The organism is Microbacterium sp. (assembly GCF_046295495.1).
Classification (GTDB): Bacteria; Actinomycetota; Actinomycetes; order Actinomycetales; family Microbacteriaceae; genus Microbacterium.
The window spans coordinates 6,295-21,871 of record NZ_JBKBNC010000043.1 but is presented as its reverse complement, the minus strand read 5'-3'; the positions used below and the strand labels follow the sequence as shown (position 1 = coordinate 21,871).

Below are 15,577 nucleotides of genomic sequence, written 5' to 3'. Positions count from 1 at the left end.
CTCGCGGGCCTGCCCGAGGACCGGGTGCGTCTGGTGGTGGGCGACATCGCCGACCCCACGATCGTGGACACCCTCGTCGCCGACGCCGACGCGGTGGTGCACTACGCCGCCGAGTCCCACAACGACAACTCCCTGCACGATCCGCGTCCGTTCCTGGACACCAACATCATCGGCACCTACACGCTGCTGGAAGCCGCCCGCCGACACGACGTGCGCTTCCACCACATCTCCACCGACGAGGTCTACGGCGACCTCGAACTCGACGATCCCGCCCGCTTCACCGAGAACACCCCCTACAACCCGTCTTCGCCGTACTCCTCGACCAAGGCCGGCTCGGACCTCCTCGTGCGCGCGTGGGTGCGCTCCTTCGGGGTGCGCGCCACCATCAGCAACTGCTCCAACAACTACGGCCCCTACCAGCACGTGGAGAAGTTCATCCCCCGCCAGATCACCAACGTCCTGCGCGGCATTCGCCCCAAGCTGTACGGCACCGGTGAGAACGTGCGCGACTGGATCCACGCCGACGACCACTCCTCGGCCGTGCTGACCATCCTCGACAAGGGCGAAATCGGCGAGACGTACCTCATCGGCGCCGACGGCGAAGAAGACAACAAGAGCGTCGTCGAACTGATCCTCCAGATCACCGGGCAACCCGCCGACGCGTACGACCTCGTCACCGACCGCCCCGGACACGACCTGCGCTACGCCATCGACTCCACCAAACTCCGCACCGAACTCGGGTGGACACCCACCTACGGCGACTTCGAAACGGGACTGGCCGCCACCATCGACTGGTACCGCGACAACGAAGCCTGGTGGGCCCCCACCAAAGACTGCGTCGAAGCCTTCTACGCCAGCAAAGGACAGTGACCCGGTGACCGCACTCGGCAAGACCCTGGGCATGGGCGAGACGATCTACGTGAACGCCGCCGCTTGAATGGCCAGCGTGCTGCGCTATGCGAGCAGCGCGCCCAGAGCAGCCATCGTCAGGAACGCGGCGTTGAACCCGATATGCAGAAGTACCGCTCCCCAAATGCGGCCGGTCAGCAGAACGAGAACCGAGCACACAAGACCTAGAACGAGAAGCTGGAGCGCCGCGGAGAAGGAGAGGGGTGTAAATGCTGCGTGGATGAGAACGAACGCGCCCGCAGAAGAGAGAGCACCAGCGATTCCCGCTATGGCGCCCCCCGCGAAACTCTTGACGATTCTGAAAACCACCACGAGCAAGACTGCCCGGAAGAAGAGCTCCTCTACGAACGGGCCGAGGAGACCTGCCGCGAGCACCTCCTGAATCAACCACTCCGTCACCGACGCGCGGCCCAATGGGGACGACGCAGGGAAGGGGGTTGAGTTCGCGTCAGTCATGACGCCCGTCAGGATGCGGACCGCTGCCGCCAACCCGAGGCCCCAGACAACGTCCGGGAAGCGGAACGCGAAGAGGCCTCGAGGGCGAATGACCATCACAGCATGCACGACGGCGGCGAGCATGCCCGTCCACAGGGCGATGAGCGACAGAACCGCCGCCCATGGCGTATTCAGAAGACTGATCGCCATGGCCGCCAACACTCCCGCGCCACCGGCGGATACAGCCACCGCGAGCACGCCGAGCTCCGACCTCTGCTTGGCCCGACGCGCCGCGCGCCAGTCCATCCGACGCCATCGACGACTCACTCGAACGCCATCGAAGTCGGCGCGGGCGGGCGTCGACGAATGACTGTCTCGGGTCTCGACGATCGTAGGCTCGTGCGGCACGTGGTCAACCTATCGGGCATCTGCTGCTCGACACCTCACCAGTGCCCCAACTCGTTGTCGCGGAAACGACCGAACGGTTCCCTGCCGAAAACCGGCTGGAAACATTCCGTGTGTCAGACTGAGGTGCATTTTCCCGAGCGCGGTCTTATGAAGAACCGTGCGTCCCCGAGAGGCACCATGGATCTCAGCGACTACGTCCGAATCCTCCGGAAGAATTGGCTAGTAGTTGTCGTCTTGACCTTGCTGGGGCTCGGTGCCGCCGCCGGGTACACCGCAACGCGAACGCCGATCTACGAATCGTCGAGCACGGTTTTTGTGTCGACCCAAGCGGGCAGCACCACGGCGGAGTTGCAGCAGGGTTCTACCTTCACGCAGGCGCGAATCAACACCTATGTCGGTCTCGTGAACACTCCCATCGTGCTCGATCCCGTGATCGCCTCCCTGAACCTCCCGCAATCGAGCGAAGAGCTGTCGGCCGAGGTCAAGGCCTCCGCTGCTCTAAACTCCACTCTCATCACCGTGGTCGTACAAAACCCCAGTGCGGAAACCGCCGCAGCGATCGCCAACGAGATCGCTGAGAGCCTGGCCACCGTCGTTCCGCAACTGGAGCCGGAGGCAGATGACGGTTCGAGTCCCGTCCGGCTCAGTCGGGTTCGGGACGCGCAAGCCGCCATCAGCCCCTCCAGCCCGAGCATCGCCCTGAACCTCGCTTTGGGAGCTCTCGTCGGTCTCGCCCTGGGAATTGGCACAGCCGCGCTGCGAACGGCGCTTGACAACCGGGTGCGCACACCTCGGGATGCGGAAAACGCAACAGGCGCCCCGGGCATCGGTGCAATTGCATTCGATGCGAAGGCGAAAGAACGCCCTCTGATCGTTCACGCGGACCCTTTGAGCCCCCGGGCCGAGTCTTTCCGGGCTTTGCGCACCAACCTCCAGTTCCTCGACATGGGCGGACGCTCCAGCTTTGTGGTGACAAGCTCGATCCCGAGCGAAGGCAAGTCGACCACGACGATCAACCTCGCCATCGCGCTCGCAGACGCCGGCAAACGCGTCGCGCTGCTCGATACGGATCTTCGTAAGCCGAAAGTCGCGGAATATCTGGGAATCGAAGGTGGAGCCGGGTTGACCGACGTGCTGATCGGGCGCGCGAAGGTGAACGAGGTCATGCTCCCGTGGGGTGGTCGAAGCCTCTATGTTCTCCCGGCGGGAAAGATCCCGCCGAACCCGAGCGAGCTTCTGGGCTCCGCGCATATGAGCCTGCTGCTCGAGATGCTCGAACGCGACTTCGACGTGGTGCTGTGTGACGCTCCCCCGCTGCTGCCTGTGACGGATGCCGCGATCTTGGCGCGAGCGACGAGCGGCGCGCTGATGGTGGTGGCATCCGGTAAGACGACGAAGCATCAGCTGACGGGCGCGACCGAGGCATTGAACGCGGTGGGGGCGAAGCTCGCAGGATTCGTCATGTCAATGGTCCCCACCCGAGGACCGGATTCCTACTACGGCGGCTATGGCTATGGGTACGGATACGGCTACCGGCAAGAACCCGCGGTGGAAGAACGCGGCAGACGAAGCAAGAGCCGCGCGGCCAAGACCGCGTCTGATGGTGTCTCCGACGATGCGGGGCTGGGCGATCTCGGGCTCGGGCCGCGTCGACGGACGCGCGAGACATCACGTGACGACTGATTGGCGTTCTGGTTCGCCGTCCTCAGTGAGCTGTCGCGGTCGAAAGGCCTTGCCGTCGTCGACAAGCTCGTCGATCCGCGCTTCCCGGAGCACACATCATGACTGTCGGTGAGAAGCCGCAGGCATTACGCGTAGCCGGAAAGGTTACGTTCTGGGTTGTCGCCGCATTCCTCGCAATCTGCGTGCTCGCCGCTGGGTGGGTGGGCGTGCGAGGTGTCATGGCAGGAACGCACCTCGCCTCGGTGCAGTCAGACGCGACGGCCGTGGCCTCGACCTTGTCGAGCGATCCCTCTCAAGCGGTCTCGAGCCTGACCGGCGTGAGCACGCACACCGAGGCAGCGCGTGACCTCACCTCCGACCCCGTGTGGGCCCTCGCCGAGAAAGCACCGTGGATCGGACCCCAGCTCGAGGCGGTGCGCACCATCGCGGTGTCGGCAGATGACCTCCTGCGACTCGGGGTGCTCCCCCTGGCCCAGGCCTCCCAAGGGTCGTCGATCGACGCGCTCAAGCCCGTGAACGGTCGCATCGACGCCCGCGCTCTCTCTTCTCTTCAGGGGCCTGCCCAGCAAGCCGCCGCGAAGGCCGACAGCGCTTTGAGCGCTATCCGCTCCCTCAACAGGGTTCCTCTGCTCGGGCGGCTCGCCTCCGCGACCGACCAGGTGGAAGACGTGTTCTCCCGTGCGACGGGCGGACTCGACGCACTCTCCCGCGCCGCGCAGCTGCTCCCGGGCATGCTAGGCGAATCGGGGCAGCGCTCTTTTCTCGTGCTCGTGCAGAACAATGCGGAGTTCCGGTCCCTCGGAGGCATCGCGGGTACCGCCCTGCTGCTGCAGACCGACTCCGGTGCTGTCTCCCTCGTGGGCACGGAGACAGGCACAGCGCTCTCCGCGGGAATCTCAGACCCCGTGGTGACTCTGCCCGACGACGTGCAGAGCGTCTATGGCACGCGCCCCGCCCGCTATTTCCAGAATCTAACGCAGATACCCGACTTCTCCATCGACGGCCCGCTTGCGCGCGATATGTACCGGCAACAGACGGGTCGCGACGTGGACGGGGTGATCGCCATCGACCCGGTCGTGCTGTCCTATCTCCTCAAAGCCACCGGGGCGGTGTCTTTGCCCGATGGCACCAGCATCAACGGAGACAATGCCACCTCGCTGTTCTTGAAAGACGTCTATCAGCGCTACCCCGACCCGGCCGTGCAAGACGCATTCTTCGCCGCCTCGTCGGCTTCGATCTTCAATGCCTTCCTCGAGGGACGAGGATCGAGCGTGGGGCTCCTTTCCGCTCTGGCGCGGGGCGCCGATGAGCGTCGCATTCTTCTATGGAGCGCGAACCCCGACGAACAGGGGGTCATCGACGGCTCGGCAATGGCAGGCCGGCTCCCGATGACCGATGACGACACCGCGCGCTTCGGCGTGTATTTCAACGACGGCGGTGGCTCGAAGATGAGCTACTACGTCAAACCGGACGTGTCCGTCGCCTGGGATGGATGCGCGGTGGCCGGGGGAACTTCCCCGCGACGGCTCACGCTGAGCGTCGGACTAACGAACACGGCCCCGACCGACGCCGCGTCATCTCTCCCTGTCTACGTCACAGCCAACGGGTGGTTCGGGGCGGCACCCGGAACAGCCGTCGTCGTCGGCAATATCTATGTGCCCGAGGATTACCGGGTCGTCTCCGCTACGGCGTCGAACGGCGCTAGCTTCACCTCGGCCTCGCTAAAGGGTCGCGAGGTGCTGACCTATGGCCTGAACCTCCTACCGCAGAGCCAGGAATCGCTGTCCGTCGTCGTAGAGACCACCTCGTCGGCGCGCACGGCGCAGGCATTCGTGACGCCCACCGCGGACTCCACCATCAATCCGATCGTGTCGACGACGTGCGAATCCGCGAAGAATGCCGGTCTCGAATAAGTGGGTTGGTTCGCCTCGCCCGCTTCGAGGCTGCGGGTTTGCGCGAAGTTTACGTGATCGAAACCCACTCAGTTTGCGCCCGGCCAATGCCTAGGCAATACTCAGATTGCCCTCAGTACCACTCGCCGCTGAACCGTTGTCCTTCCCCTGTGCTCCATACGGATAGCTCGTACAAGCGGACCACCTCATTACCGGTAGCCCGGATACGAAAGCAGGCAGTCATGAAGCTCAACATCACGAAGGTGGGCGCCTCCGCGGCTCTCGCCGGCGCGCTTCTCCTCGCAGCGCCCGCGGTGGCCCAGGCATACGTGCCCACCAGCCCCGACACCGTGACCCTCGCGGTCACCTCCAACGGCCCCGTGCCCGTCGCCGGCTTCGAGCCCGGCGCCTCGGTCACGTTCACCCTCGTCGGCGTGGGCGTCACCGGCGCCAACATCGCCACGGCCAACCTCCCCGTCTCGTCGGCCTCGGTCACCAAGACCGCCGACGGCTCGGGCAGCGCGACCGCCGTCGTCACCCTCCCCGCGAACCCCGTGGGTAGCTACACCCTCGCGGCGACCGGGCCCCGCGCCTCGGGCGCCGGCGGCACGGGCAGCAACGGTAGCACCGGCGGCAGCAGCGCCGACGGTAGCGCCCTCCCCGCGACCGGTATGGACGCCAACTCGCTTCTCGGCCTCTGGGTCGGCGGTGGAGCTCTCGCGCTCGCCGGCGGCGCGATCGCCGTGGGCACCAAGGTGCGCCGCACCCGCCAGGAGACCAACGCCTGAGCGACACAGCCTCATCGAAGGGGCCGTTACCGACATCGTCGGTGACGGCCCCTTCGCCTTTCCCGGCGTCAAGCCCGCGGAGCGGCACCGGGGCGCGCGCTTGACTCGACACATGCACACCACCACGACCGCCCCTCTCGACAACGACGGCCGCGACGAGGCCACTCCCCCGACGCTCCCCTTCATCCACATGTGGACCGGACTCGACGGGAAGAGCCGCCTCGACGAATCCGTGCTGCGGGGACTCGGGCTGCAGAGCGTTGGTGGCGGCGCCGACCCGCAGTGGATGCGCCCCTTCCCCGGCGAAGTCTCGGCTGTACTCTTCGCAGCGCTGCCGGTCGGATGGGTGGGGCAGTGGCATCCGTCTCCCCACCCGCAGTGGGTCATCCCCCTGCGCGGGCGATGGTTCCTCGAGACGCAAGACGGGTCGCGCGTCGAGATGGGCCCCGGCGACCTCCACTTCGGCCACGACACCGACACAGACGAGGTCGATGGCAAGGCGGGCCACCTCTCGGGAACCGTCGGCGACGAGCCGTGCCTGCAGGTGCTCATCCAGTTCGCCGCCTCACCCGCGGCGCCCACACCCCACCCCTTCGGCTGACACGTCAACCCGCAGACGCTTCACGGCGCTCCGCGTTTGACTGGGTGCATGGCCAGCTCCGACACGCACCTTCCGATCGACGGCAGAATCCTCCAGGGCCCTCGCGAGCCGCAGGCAATCGAGGTCGCTCCCCCGCGCGTGTGGGACGAACGCCTCGCCGGGGTGCTGCCGTCGTCGTCGCGCTTGCTCGCGCTCTACGAAGACGCCACCTGGGCCGAAGGTCCCGTGTGGTGGCCCGCGGGCGACGCGCTCGTGTTCAGCGACGTGATCGGCCGCCGAACCCTCGCGCGACGTGACGACGGAAGCATCGTCACCTTCTTCGACCGCAGCTACTTCGCCAACGGCAACGCGATGGATGCCGAGGGCCGTCTCGTTCAGGCCGAACACGGCCGACGTGCCATCAGCCGCACCGACGCGAACGGCACCGAGATGCTCGTCGACGCTTTCGAGGGCCAGCCGCTGAATTCGCCGAACGACCTGGTGGTGGCATCCGACGGAGCGATCTGGTTCACCGACCCCACCTATGGCATCTCGGATCCCCGCGAGGGCTACCCCGCCGACCCTTCGCTCGACCACACCAGCGTGTACCGCTGGCGCGACGGCGGACCGCTGCAGCGCATGATCGACCTCGACCAGCCCAACGGCCTCGCCTTCAGCCGCGACGAGGGCACGCTTTACGTCGCCGAGTCGAACGCCGACGGCCTCCCCCGCGTCGTCGCGTGCAGCTGGGACGGCGAGACCCTCGGCGCCCCGCGCACCTTCGCCACGGTGGATGCCGGCATACCCGACGGATTCGCCGTCGACAGCCGCGACTGGCTCTGGATCTCGAGCGAGGCGGGCGTGGTCATCGTCGATGAGACCGGCGCTCGCCTGGGCATGATCCCCACCCCGCACGTCGCGAGCAACTGCGCCTTCGACACCGACGAGAAGCGCTTGTTCATCACCGGCGACAGCGACCTCTGGATGGTGCAGCTCGCCTGACCTCCGCGGGCAGGACGGATGAGGACTACCGCGGACGCGACGAGCGTGTGGCCGGACGCGGCGTCGGCGCCGATGGAGCCGGATACACGCGAACGATCGTCGACATCCGTAGGGTCCAGACCCCGAAGGAGAACTGCCACAGTTCCTTCCTCCGGAACATCGCGGGCTCGCGCGGGGCGGGATAGACGAGGCCGAGCTCCGCAGCCTGCCGACGAAGGCGACGGCGGCCGAGAAGGGCCAAGGCCGCCAGGAGGCCCCCGAGGCCGGGGAGGGCGATGGCCAGAACCGACCAGCCGTACATGGTGGCGACCGTGATCGACTCGTCGCGCCAGACCGCGACGATCACCACCACGGTGGCGAATGCGATCAGCATCGCCAGCGCCCCGAGGGGATGGGTCGTCGACCAGTCGACGCGCCCGAAGTCGAACGGCCCCGACGTCGCGGATAGATGACCCACGTCACTCCCCTGTCTCCCGCGGGTGGCGGCGGAATCGATGACACACCCGCCTCCCAGCCGTACGGCGTCGGCGCGGGGGTGCCCGGCATCCCCCATGACCATGCGGTCGGGCGACCCGCCACTCCCGCCTGTCGCCGTCGGGCCGCGTGCGCCGGGCGCGGCGGCGGGCGAAGTACATCACTTACGGTCCCGTGTCACCCCGGGGGCCGCGCGCGAAGCCGGTGACTCACCCTTGAAGAGACAGCCGTTCGTGCTGCCACCCCACGAACACGAGGGAGCTCGCGTGAGCGATGTCGAGATGGCGCGGATCCCCGCGGGACGCGTGCTACGCGGTGACCAGCGGGGCGCCGAGCGGCGCGAGATCGCCGTCGACGCCTTCGAGATCGGCGTGTACCCGATCACCGAGGAGCAGCTCGCCGAATTGCTCGGCATCCCGGCACGGCATCCCCGTCGCCCCGCCACGCAGCTCAGCTGGCTGCGCGCGATCCGCCTGTGCAACGCCCTGAGCGAGTGGGAGGGGCTCGACCCCGTGTACTCCTTCGACGGAGAGGTCGTGACCCCGGATGCCGAGACCGACGGGTTCCGCCTTCCCACCGAAGACGAGTGGGAGTACGCCTGCCGCGCCGGGTCGACGAACGCCGCCTACGGGCCCGTGCGCGAGGTGGCGTGGACGGCGGCCGACGGCATCCGCGGTCCGGTCGACGTGGGGGCGCGCCTGCCGAACCTGCACGGGCTGTTCGACACCCTCGGCAACGTGTGGGAGTGGTGCTTCGACCCGTTCGACGCCGAGAGCGAGAACGACGCCCGTGCCGTGCGCGGCGGCGGCTGGTCGGATGCCCCGGCGTTCGTGCGCGCGACGGCGCGACGCGGCGGGCGACCCCGCGAGGCGTTCGACGACGTGGGCGTGCGCGTGGCGCGGGGGCCGATGCCGGCGGCATCCTGATCGCCGATCCGTCGATCCCGAGCGGAGCGCTCGCGACACGAGGGTCAGTCCACGGGCGAGAGGGCTTCGGTCAGGCCGTCCATGAACGACGCGACGGTGGCGAGCTGGTCGTCGTCGAAGTGCGCGGCGAGGTCGCGCATCGCGCCGAGGTGCACGCCGAAGTGCTGGAAGAACTCCCGCCGCGACTTGTCGGTGAGCACGACCACGCGCGCGCGTCCGTCGGAGGGATGCGGACGACGCTCGAGATGACCCGAGGCCACCAGGCGGTCGATGAGCTTGGTGGTCGACGCGGTCGAGATGCGCAGGTGCGTCGCCACATCGTGGGGGCTGACCATCTCGCCCCGGTGCTCGCGGATGGTGAGCATGCGCAGCGTCGCGAGGTCGCTGGCGTTCATGTCCATGTCGCCCTTCATGCCGCTGTGCATGCGGTCGAGGGCGTCGCTGAGCGTCTGCACCGCGCGCAGGGTGTGCGCCACAGCGGGCCTCGTACCAGACGCCGACACGGCTCCGTCCACAGTGGACACCCCCTTTCACGCTGGGTATAGTCAAGCTCACATCGCTAGCTAAACTAGCAAATGGGAGGCACGATGAGCGAGACCGAATATGTCGTCCTCCTGGACGACTTCGGAAACGAGATTGGCACGGCGCCCAAGGCGAGCGTGCACGGCACCGACACGCAGCTGCACCTGGCGTTCTCGTGCCACGTCGTCAACAGCGCGGGCCAGGTGCTGGTCACCCGCCGCGCGCTGCACAAGAAGACCTGGCCGGGCGTGTGGACCAACTCGTTCTGCGGTCACCCCGGTCCGGCCGAGCCCGTGCTGACGGCGGTCCACCGCCGCGCCGAGTTCGAGGTGGGTCTGCGCGTGCGCGACCTGGAGCTCGCCCTCCCCCTCTTCCGCTACCGCGCCGTCGACGCCAGCGGCATCGTCGAGCACGAGATCTGCCCCGTCTACGTCGCCCGCACCGACGACGAGCCGCAGCCGAACCCCGATGAGGTCGCCGAGTACCGCTGGGTCGACCCGCTCGACCTCGCCGCCTCGCTCGAGGCCACCCCGTGGGCGTTCAGCCCCTGGCTCGTGCTGCAGGCGCAGCAGCTCCATCTCTTCGAGACCCCGACCGCGGTGAGGCGCGCATCATGATCGCGCTCGACTCGACGCCCGTCGCCCTCCAGGGGATCGACGCGGCGATCGAAGCGGCCCTCGACCGCCTCGACCGGCGCATCGGCGAGCACGGCGACGGCGCCCGCGCGCTGGCATCCGCTATCCGCCGCGCCGCCTCGGGCGGCAAGCGCTTCCGCCCCTTGCTGGTGGTGTCGGCGTTCGAGACCCTGCACGGACCGGCGACCGACCGCCTCGCGCTGTACGACGTGGCCGCGGCCTTCGAGCTGCTGCACACCGCCTTCGTGGTGCACGATGACGTGATCGACCACGACGTCGAACGCCGTGGCGTGCCCAACATCAGCGGCGAGTTCCGCCAGCGCGGTACCGACAAGGGCGCGGATGCCGTCGGCGCGGCGCTCCTCGGCGACGCCGCCGCGATCCTCGCCGGAGATCTGCTGCTGCACGAAGCAGGCCGCTTGGTCGCCCTCGCCGACGTGTCGACAGCGACGCGCCAGGAGCTGCTCGCCCTCGTCGACGACGCGATGCTCGTCTCGGCCGCCGGCGAACTCGCCGACGTGGAGAATGCCGTCTCCCCCGGCGACGTCGACCCCGAGACCGTGCTGCGCACCACCCACGACAAGACGGCTGTCTACTCGTTCTCGGCCCCGCTGCAGGCGGGTGCCGTGATGGCCGGAGCCGACCGCCCCACGCGCTACGCGCTGGAGCGCTTCGGAGAGCGCCTGGGCCTGGGCTACCAGCTGGTCGACGACCTCATCGGCGCCTTCGGTACGGCATCCGCCTCGGGCAAAGACGAGGGCTGCGACCTGCGCGAGGCGAAGAAGACGCACCTCATCTCGCTCGCCCGGGAGAGCGAGGACTGGCCCGAGGTTCGCGCCGCCCTCGCCGAGGCCCACACCGGGCCGGTGGCCGTGCAGGCCGCGCAGACCGCGCTGTCGAAGTCGGGAGCCCGTTCGCGCCTCGAGGTGCTCGTGTGCGAGACGCTCGACGAGGCGTGCGCGATCGTCGAGGCCTCGACCCTGCCCACCGAATGCCGACTCATGCTGATCCAGCTCGTCGAGGCCGTGCAGGAGCGCATTCCGTGAGCAACGCGCCCACGGGCCTCGAACTCTATTCGGCGACCGCCGATGACGCGGCCGCCGCCGTGATCAACCGCTACTCCACCTCGTTCGGCATCGCCACGCGCCTGCTCGGCGCCCGGCCCCGCCCGCACGTTCGCAACATCTACGCCCTCGTGCGCGTGGCCGACGAGATCGTCGACGGGCCCGCCCACGACGCGGGCCTCACCCCCGAGCGGGAACGTGCCGTGCTCGACGGCCTCGAGGCCGAGGTGCGGGATGCCATCGCCACCGGGTTCAGCGCCAACCTCGTCGTGCATGCCTTCGCCCGCACCGCGCGCGAGTGCGGCATCGGCGACGACCTCATCGCCCCCTTCTTCGCCTCGATGCGCACCGACCTCGACACCGCCGCGCACGACGACCTCTCGCACGACGCCTACGTGTACGGCTCGGCCGAGGTCGTGGGGCTGATGTGCCTGCAGGTGTTCCTGAACGCCGGGATGTCGGCACCCGCGCAGCCCGCCGCCGATCTCGTCGACGGCGCGCGGCGGCTGGGAGCGGCGTTCCAAGACGTCAACTTCCTGCGCGACCTCGCCGACGACGCCGACCGCCTCGGCCGCGACTACCTCGACGGCGCCGCCGACGACGAGCGACGCACCGCGGTGCTCGACCGCATCGACGCCGACCTCGCGGCGGCGGCGGCCGTCATCCCCCACCTCCCGCCCGACTGCCGGGCGGCCGTGACCACGGCGCACGACCTGTTCGCCGAGCTCTCGCGCCGCCTCCGCCTCTCGCCCGCCGGCGCCCCGCGCGTCCGCGTTCCCGACGGCGTCAAAGCCACCCTCGCCGCCCGCGCCCTCCTCGGGCGTCCCCCGAAAGGTTCACGCTCATGAGCGCCCAGCGCATCATCGTCGTCGGAGGCGGAATCGCCGGCCTCGGCACCGCCGCCCTGCTGGCCGACCGCGGCCACGACGTCCAGCTCTTCGAGGCGCGTGACGCCCTGGGCGGCCGTGCCGGATCGTACGAGAGCGACGGCTTCCGCTTCGACACCGGGCCCAGCTGGTACCTCATGCCCGAGGTGTTCGACCACTTCTTCCGTCTGCTCGGCACCAGCGCCGACGAGCAGCTCGACCTCGTGCGCCTCGACCCGGCGTACCGCGTCTACGGCCCTCCCGGCAAGGGCGAGCCGATCGACATCGTCTCGGGCCGCGAAGCCGTGCGGGCGCTGTTCGAGGAGCACGAGCCGGGCTCCGGACCCAACCTCGAGGCCTACCTCGACTCCGCGAAAGACGCCTACGAGCTGTCGACGTCGAAGTTCCTCTACGACCCCTACTCCTCGACGAAGGGACTTCGCGACCCCTCGCTCGTCAAGCGCCTGCCCACGCTCATCCCGCTGCTCACCCGCACACTGTGGAAGCGCGTGACGACCGACTTCAAGAACAAGCGACTGCAGCAGATCCTCGCCTACCCGGCGGTGTTCCTCGGCGGCTCCCCGTTCGAGGTGCCGAGCCTGTACCACCTCATGAGCCACCTCGACCTGGGTGACGGCGTGCTGTACCCCCGCGGCGGCATGACCGAGATCATCAAGGCCATCGAGCGGCTCGCGCGCGAGCGCGGCGTGCGCATCGAGACCTCGGCCCCGGTCGACGCGATCATCACCGAAGCGGGCACGGCTCGCGGTGTGCGCCTGGCCGACGGCCGGGTGATCTCGGCGGATGCCGTGGTCTCGGGCGCCGACCTGCACCACACCGAGAACGACCTGCTCGAAGAGAAGGACCGCCAGTACCCCGAGAAGTGGTGGAAGGACAAGACGCCCAGCCCCGGCGCCCTGCTGCTCCTGCTCGGTGTGAAGGGCGAGCTGCCGCAGCTCACCCACCACACGCTGCTGTTCACCGACGACTGGCACACCAACTTCGACGCGATCTTCGGCGAGAACAAGCGCATCCCCGACCCGGCATCCATCTACATCTGCCGTCCCAGCGCCACCGACGACTCCGTGGCCCCCGAAGGGCACGAGAACCTCTTCGTGCTCGTTCCGGTGCCCGCCGATCCCGTGAGCGGTCGCGGCGGCGTCGACGGCGCGGGCGACGAGCGCATCGAGAAGGCCGCGGACCGCGTCATCGCCCAGATCGCCGAATGGACCGGCATCCCGGATCTCGCCGAGCGGATCGTGGTGCGCAAGACCATCGCGCCCGAAGACTTCGCGCACGACCTGAAGGCCTGGCACGGCAACTCGCTGGGCCTGGCGCACACGCTGAACCAGAGCGCGATCTTCCGGCCCAAGAACCGCTCGCGCAAGGTGAACAACCTCTACTACGCGGGCACCTCGGTGCTGCCGGGCATCGGCCTGCCGATGTGCCTCATCTCGGCCGAGCTCGTGGTCAAGCGCATGACGGGCGACACCACCCCCGGTCCCCTGGCCGAACCGGCGCACGCGGCGGTCTGACGTGCCGGGGATCTACCTGGGCGCGATCCTCTTCTCCCTGGCCGGCATGATCGCGATCGATCTGAAGTACTCGCTCGCGTTGCGCATCGCGCCCGTGCGCACGAGTGCGGCGGCGCTGATCTCGACGGCGTTCTTCCTCGCGTGGGACCTCGTCGGCATCGTCACCGGCGTGTTCGTGAAGGGCGAGAGCCCCCTCTTCGTCGGCGTCGTGCTCGCCCCGCACCTGCCGCTGGAGGAAGTGTTCTTCCTGCTGTTCCTGAGCTACCTCTCGGTCGTGATGTTCGCCGTCTTCGAGCGTCGGGCCGCGGCCCGGCGCCGGGGCGGGACCGACCGGCGCGGCGACGCCGCCCGACCGGGTGGGCGCTCGGCATCCGGCCGCACCTCTCTCGAGGGGTCGGCGTGACCTACCCGCTGATCGTCCTGCCGTTCGTGGTCGTCACCGTGCTGGTGGCGCTCGCGACGCTGCGGCGTCCGCGATTCGCCGAGCGCATGGCATCCTCGGGGCGCACCGCCCTCGTGCTGGTGGGGCTGACCCTCGTGTTCGACAACCTCATGATCGCCGTCGACCTGTTCTCGTACCCCGACGAGCACCTCAGCGGCCTGCGCCTCGGGCTCGCCCCCATCGAGGACTTCGCGTATCCCCTGTGCGCGGCGTTCCTCGTGCCGGCGCTGTTCACGCTGCTCGCGCCCACGACCTCCCGCTCCCCCCTCCCGTCGCAGAAGGACACCGCATGACGACCCCCGCCCTGACCCCCGGCCGCGTGCTGCGGGAGCTGTTCGTGTCGTCGCGACCGGTCAGCTGGATCAACACCGCGTTCCCCTTCGCCGCGGCCTATCTGCTGACCACCCGTCAGATCGATGTGACGTTGATCGTGGGCATCGTGTTCTTCCTCGTGCCGTACAACCTGGCGATGTACGGCGTGAACGACGTGTTCGACTACGAGTCCGACCTGCGCAACCCCCGCAAGGGCGGCACGCACGGTGCCGTGCTCGCCAAGCGCATGCACCCGATCACGTTGTGGACCTCGGCGCTGTCGTGCCTGCCGTTCGTGGTCTACCTCGTGATCGTGGGCTCGCCGCTGTCGTGGCTCGTGCTGGCGATCAGCCTGTTCTTCGTCGTGTTCTACTCGGCTCCGCCCCTGCGGCTCAAGGAGCGCCCCTTCGCCGACTCGGTGACCAGCAGCATCCACTTCTTCTCCCCCGCCGTGTACGGGCTCGTGCTGGCGGGCGCGACGTGGACGTGGCAGCTGCTGTTCGTGTTCGTGGCCTTCGCACTGTGGGGCGTCGCCTCGCACGCCTTCGGCGCCGTGCAAGACGTGGAGGCCGACCGCGCCGCCGACATCTCCTCGATCGCCACCGCCCGCGGAGCGCGCTGGACCGTGCGCTTCGCCCTGGCCGCGTACGCTCTGGCCGGAGTGGCGATGTTCTTCACGGCGTGGCCCGGCCCGCTGGCTGCCGTGCTCGTCATCCCGTACCTGGTGGTGTGCTGGCCCTACCGGAACGTCACGGATGCCGAGAGCGACCGCGCCACCGCCGGGTGGAACCGCTTCCTGTGGCTGAACCAGATCGCCGGCTTCGGCACGACGATGCTGCTGATCTGGTGGTGGTTCCTGAGCGCTTGACGCGCGGGGGCCAGGGCGCGGGCGCCGGCGGGCGGGGCGCCGGCGGGCGCGGCGCTGGCGGATGGGTCCCGTCGTCGAGTGTCGCAGCGGCGCGCTGCTCGGGGTGAGCGCCGCTGCCGAGGCGCGCCCCGGGTGAGCGCCGCATCCGCGGACGTGCGGCCCGCACCGGCGTGGGGTGGGCCAAGCACCCCGCGGGGGCGCCGGCAAGGCCGGGGGGGGTGGGCGCACCGTGGGGG

General features: G+C 68.8%; 17 protein-coding genes. 14 read left to right on the top strand and 3 right to left on the bottom strand.

Going from position 1 to position 15,577, the window contains the following annotated elements; all coding sequences use genetic code 11:
• Window positions 1–870 (top strand): dTDP-glucose 4,6-dehydratase (gene rfbB, locus ACK4LS_RS12655; protein ID WP_409717731.1); only part of this gene is annotated, 870 nt, incomplete at its 5' end.
• An 84-nt stretch (window positions 871–954) separates the two neighbouring features.
• Here the strand turns inward: rfbB and ACK4LS_RS12650 are convergent.
• A complete protein-coding gene (locus tag ACK4LS_RS12650) occupies window positions 955–1,752 on the bottom strand; it encodes a CPBP family intramembrane glutamic endopeptidase (protein WP_409717728.1) in 798 nt (265 codons plus the stop codon).
• Between the two features lie 177 nt (window positions 1,753–1,929).
• On the opposite strand from ACK4LS_RS12650, the gene ACK4LS_RS12645 reads away from it, so the two are divergent.
• From ACK4LS_RS12645 to ACK4LS_RS12625, 5 genes are all read left to right on the top strand, one after another.
• Complete coding sequence (locus ACK4LS_RS12645) at window positions 1,930–3,435, top strand: polysaccharide biosynthesis tyrosine autokinase (RefSeq protein ID WP_409717725.1); 1,506 nt, start codon at window positions 1,930–1,932, stop codon at window positions 3,433–3,435.
• Between the two features lie 98 nt (window positions 3,436–3,533).
• The gene (locus tag ACK4LS_RS12640; RefSeq protein ID WP_409717722.1) at window positions 3,534–5,348 is read left to right on the top strand and encodes a DUF4012 domain-containing protein; all 1,815 of its coding nucleotides are present in this window, start codon (window positions 3,534–3,536) and stop codon (window positions 5,346–5,348) included.
• A 221-nt stretch (window positions 5,349–5,569) separates the two neighbouring features.
• On the top strand, window positions 5,570–6,115 hold the full coding sequence (locus tag ACK4LS_RS12635) for an LPXTG cell wall anchor domain-containing protein (protein ID WP_409717719.1): 546 nt from the start codon (window positions 5,570–5,572) through the stop codon (window positions 6,113–6,115).
• A gap of 112 nt (window positions 6,116–6,227) precedes the next feature.
• Window positions 6,228–6,716, top strand: coding sequence for a hypothetical protein (locus ACK4LS_RS12630; RefSeq protein WP_409717716.1), 489 nt, complete (start codon window positions 6,228–6,230; stop codon window positions 6,714–6,716).
• 48 nt (window positions 6,717–6,764) lie between these two features.
• Window positions 6,765–7,697: an SMP-30/gluconolactonase/LRE family protein gene (locus ACK4LS_RS12625; protein ID WP_409717713.1), complete on the top strand. Its 933-nt coding sequence runs from the start codon at window positions 6,765–6,767 to the stop codon at window positions 7,695–7,697.
• Between the two features lie 25 nt (window positions 7,698–7,722).
• Here ACK4LS_RS12625 and ACK4LS_RS12620 read toward each other — a convergent pair whose 3' ends face one another.
• Window positions 7,723–8,154 carry a hypothetical protein gene (locus ACK4LS_RS12620; RefSeq protein ID WP_409717710.1) on the bottom strand — a complete coding sequence of 144 codons (432 nt, stop codon included), beginning with the start codon at window positions 8,152–8,154 and terminating at the stop codon, window positions 7,723–7,725.
• A gap of 283 nt (window positions 8,155–8,437) precedes the next feature.
• Between ACK4LS_RS12620 and ACK4LS_RS12615 the strand changes: the two genes are divergently transcribed.
• Window positions 8,438–9,097 carry a formylglycine-generating enzyme family protein gene (locus ACK4LS_RS12615; RefSeq protein WP_409717707.1) on the top strand — a complete coding sequence of 220 codons (660 nt, stop codon included), beginning with the start codon at window positions 8,438–8,440 and terminating at the stop codon, window positions 9,095–9,097.
• Window positions 9,098–9,141: 44 nt separating this feature from the next.
• Here the strand turns inward: ACK4LS_RS12615 and ACK4LS_RS12610 are convergent, their stop codons facing one another.
• Window positions 9,142–9,573 carry a MarR family winged helix-turn-helix transcriptional regulator gene (locus tag ACK4LS_RS12610; RefSeq protein ID WP_409717704.1) on the bottom strand — a complete coding sequence of 144 codons (432 nt, stop codon included), beginning with the start codon at window positions 9,571–9,573 and terminating at the stop codon, window positions 9,142–9,144.
• Between the two features lie 111 nt (window positions 9,574–9,684).
• Here ACK4LS_RS12610 and idi point away from each other — a divergent pair, with 111 nt between their 5' ends.
• Genes idi through ACK4LS_RS12575 form a run of 7 tightly spaced genes read left to right on the top strand, consistent with a single transcriptional unit; the run spans window position 9,685 to window position 15,341 of the window.
• Window positions 9,685–10,236: an isopentenyl-diphosphate Delta-isomerase gene (gene idi / locus ACK4LS_RS12605; protein WP_409717701.1), complete on the top strand. Its 552-nt coding sequence runs from the start codon at window positions 9,685–9,687 to the stop codon at window positions 10,234–10,236.
• Complete coding sequence (locus tag ACK4LS_RS12600; RefSeq protein WP_409717698.1) at window positions 10,233–11,300, top strand: polyprenyl synthetase family protein; 1,068 nt, start codon at window positions 10,233–10,235, stop codon at window positions 11,298–11,300. The genes idi and ACK4LS_RS12600 overlap by 4 nt, the downstream gene beginning before the upstream one ends.
• The gene (locus ACK4LS_RS12595) at window positions 11,297–12,166 is read left to right on the top strand and encodes a phytoene/squalene synthase family protein (RefSeq protein WP_409717695.1); all 870 of its coding nucleotides are present in this window, start codon (window positions 11,297–11,299) and stop codon (window positions 12,164–12,166) included. The genes ACK4LS_RS12600 and ACK4LS_RS12595 overlap by 4 nt, the downstream gene beginning before the upstream one ends.
• A complete protein-coding gene (crtI, locus tag ACK4LS_RS12590; RefSeq protein ID WP_409717692.1) occupies window positions 12,163–13,719 on the top strand; it encodes a phytoene desaturase family protein in 1,557 nt (518 codons plus the stop codon). The genes ACK4LS_RS12595 and crtI overlap by 4 nt, the downstream gene beginning before the upstream one ends.
• A 1-nt stretch (window position 13,720) precedes the next feature.
• A complete protein-coding gene (locus ACK4LS_RS12585; RefSeq protein WP_409717689.1) occupies window positions 13,721–14,122 on the top strand; it encodes a lycopene cyclase domain-containing protein in 402 nt (133 codons plus the stop codon).
• Complete coding sequence (locus ACK4LS_RS12580; RefSeq protein WP_409717686.1) at window positions 14,119–14,454, top strand: lycopene cyclase domain-containing protein; 336 nt, start codon at window positions 14,119–14,121, stop codon at window positions 14,452–14,454. Before ACK4LS_RS12585 ends, ACK4LS_RS12580 begins: the two co-directional genes overlap by 4 nt.
• The gene (locus ACK4LS_RS12575) at window positions 14,451–15,341 is read left to right on the top strand and encodes a prenyltransferase (RefSeq protein ID WP_409717683.1); all 891 of its coding nucleotides are present in this window, start codon (window positions 14,451–14,453) and stop codon (window positions 15,339–15,341) included. Before ACK4LS_RS12580 ends, ACK4LS_RS12575 begins: the two co-directional genes overlap by 4 nt.
• The last annotated feature ends 236 nt before the right edge of the window (window positions 15,342–15,577 follow it).

Bases quoted from the DNA above. Each gene is read 5' to 3' on its own strand.
- ACK4LS_RS12645 (WP_409717725.1), top strand. From the start codon at position 1,930: ATGGATCTCAGCGACTACGTCCGAATCCTCCGGAAGAATTGGCTAGTA.
- ACK4LS_RS12640 (WP_409717722.1), top strand. From the start codon at position 3,534: ATGACTGTCGGTGAGAAGCCGCAGGCATTACGCGTAGCCGGAAAGGTT.
- ACK4LS_RS12635 (WP_409717719.1), top strand. From the start codon at position 5,570: ATGAAGCTCAACATCACGAAGGTGGGCGCCTCCGCGGCTCTCGCCGGC.
- ACK4LS_RS12630 (WP_409717716.1), top strand. From the start codon at position 6,228: ATGCACACCACCACGACCGCCCCTCTCGACAACGACGGCCGCGACGAG.
- ACK4LS_RS12625 (WP_409717713.1), top strand. From the start codon at position 6,765: ATGGCCAGCTCCGACACGCACCTTCCGATCGACGGCAGAATCCTCCAG.
- idi (WP_409717701.1), top strand. From the start codon at position 9,685: ATGAGCGAGACCGAATATGTCGTCCTCCTGGACGACTTCGGAAACGAG.
- ACK4LS_RS12600 (WP_409717698.1), top strand. From the start codon at position 10,233: ATGATCGCGCTCGACTCGACGCCCGTCGCCCTCCAGGGGATCGACGCG.
- crtI (WP_409717692.1), top strand. From the start codon at position 12,163: ATGAGCGCCCAGCGCATCATCGTCGTCGGAGGCGGAATCGCCGGCCTC.
- ACK4LS_RS12575 (WP_409717683.1), top strand. From the start codon at position 14,451: ATGACGACCCCCGCCCTGACCCCCGGCCGCGTGCTGCGGGAGCTGTTC.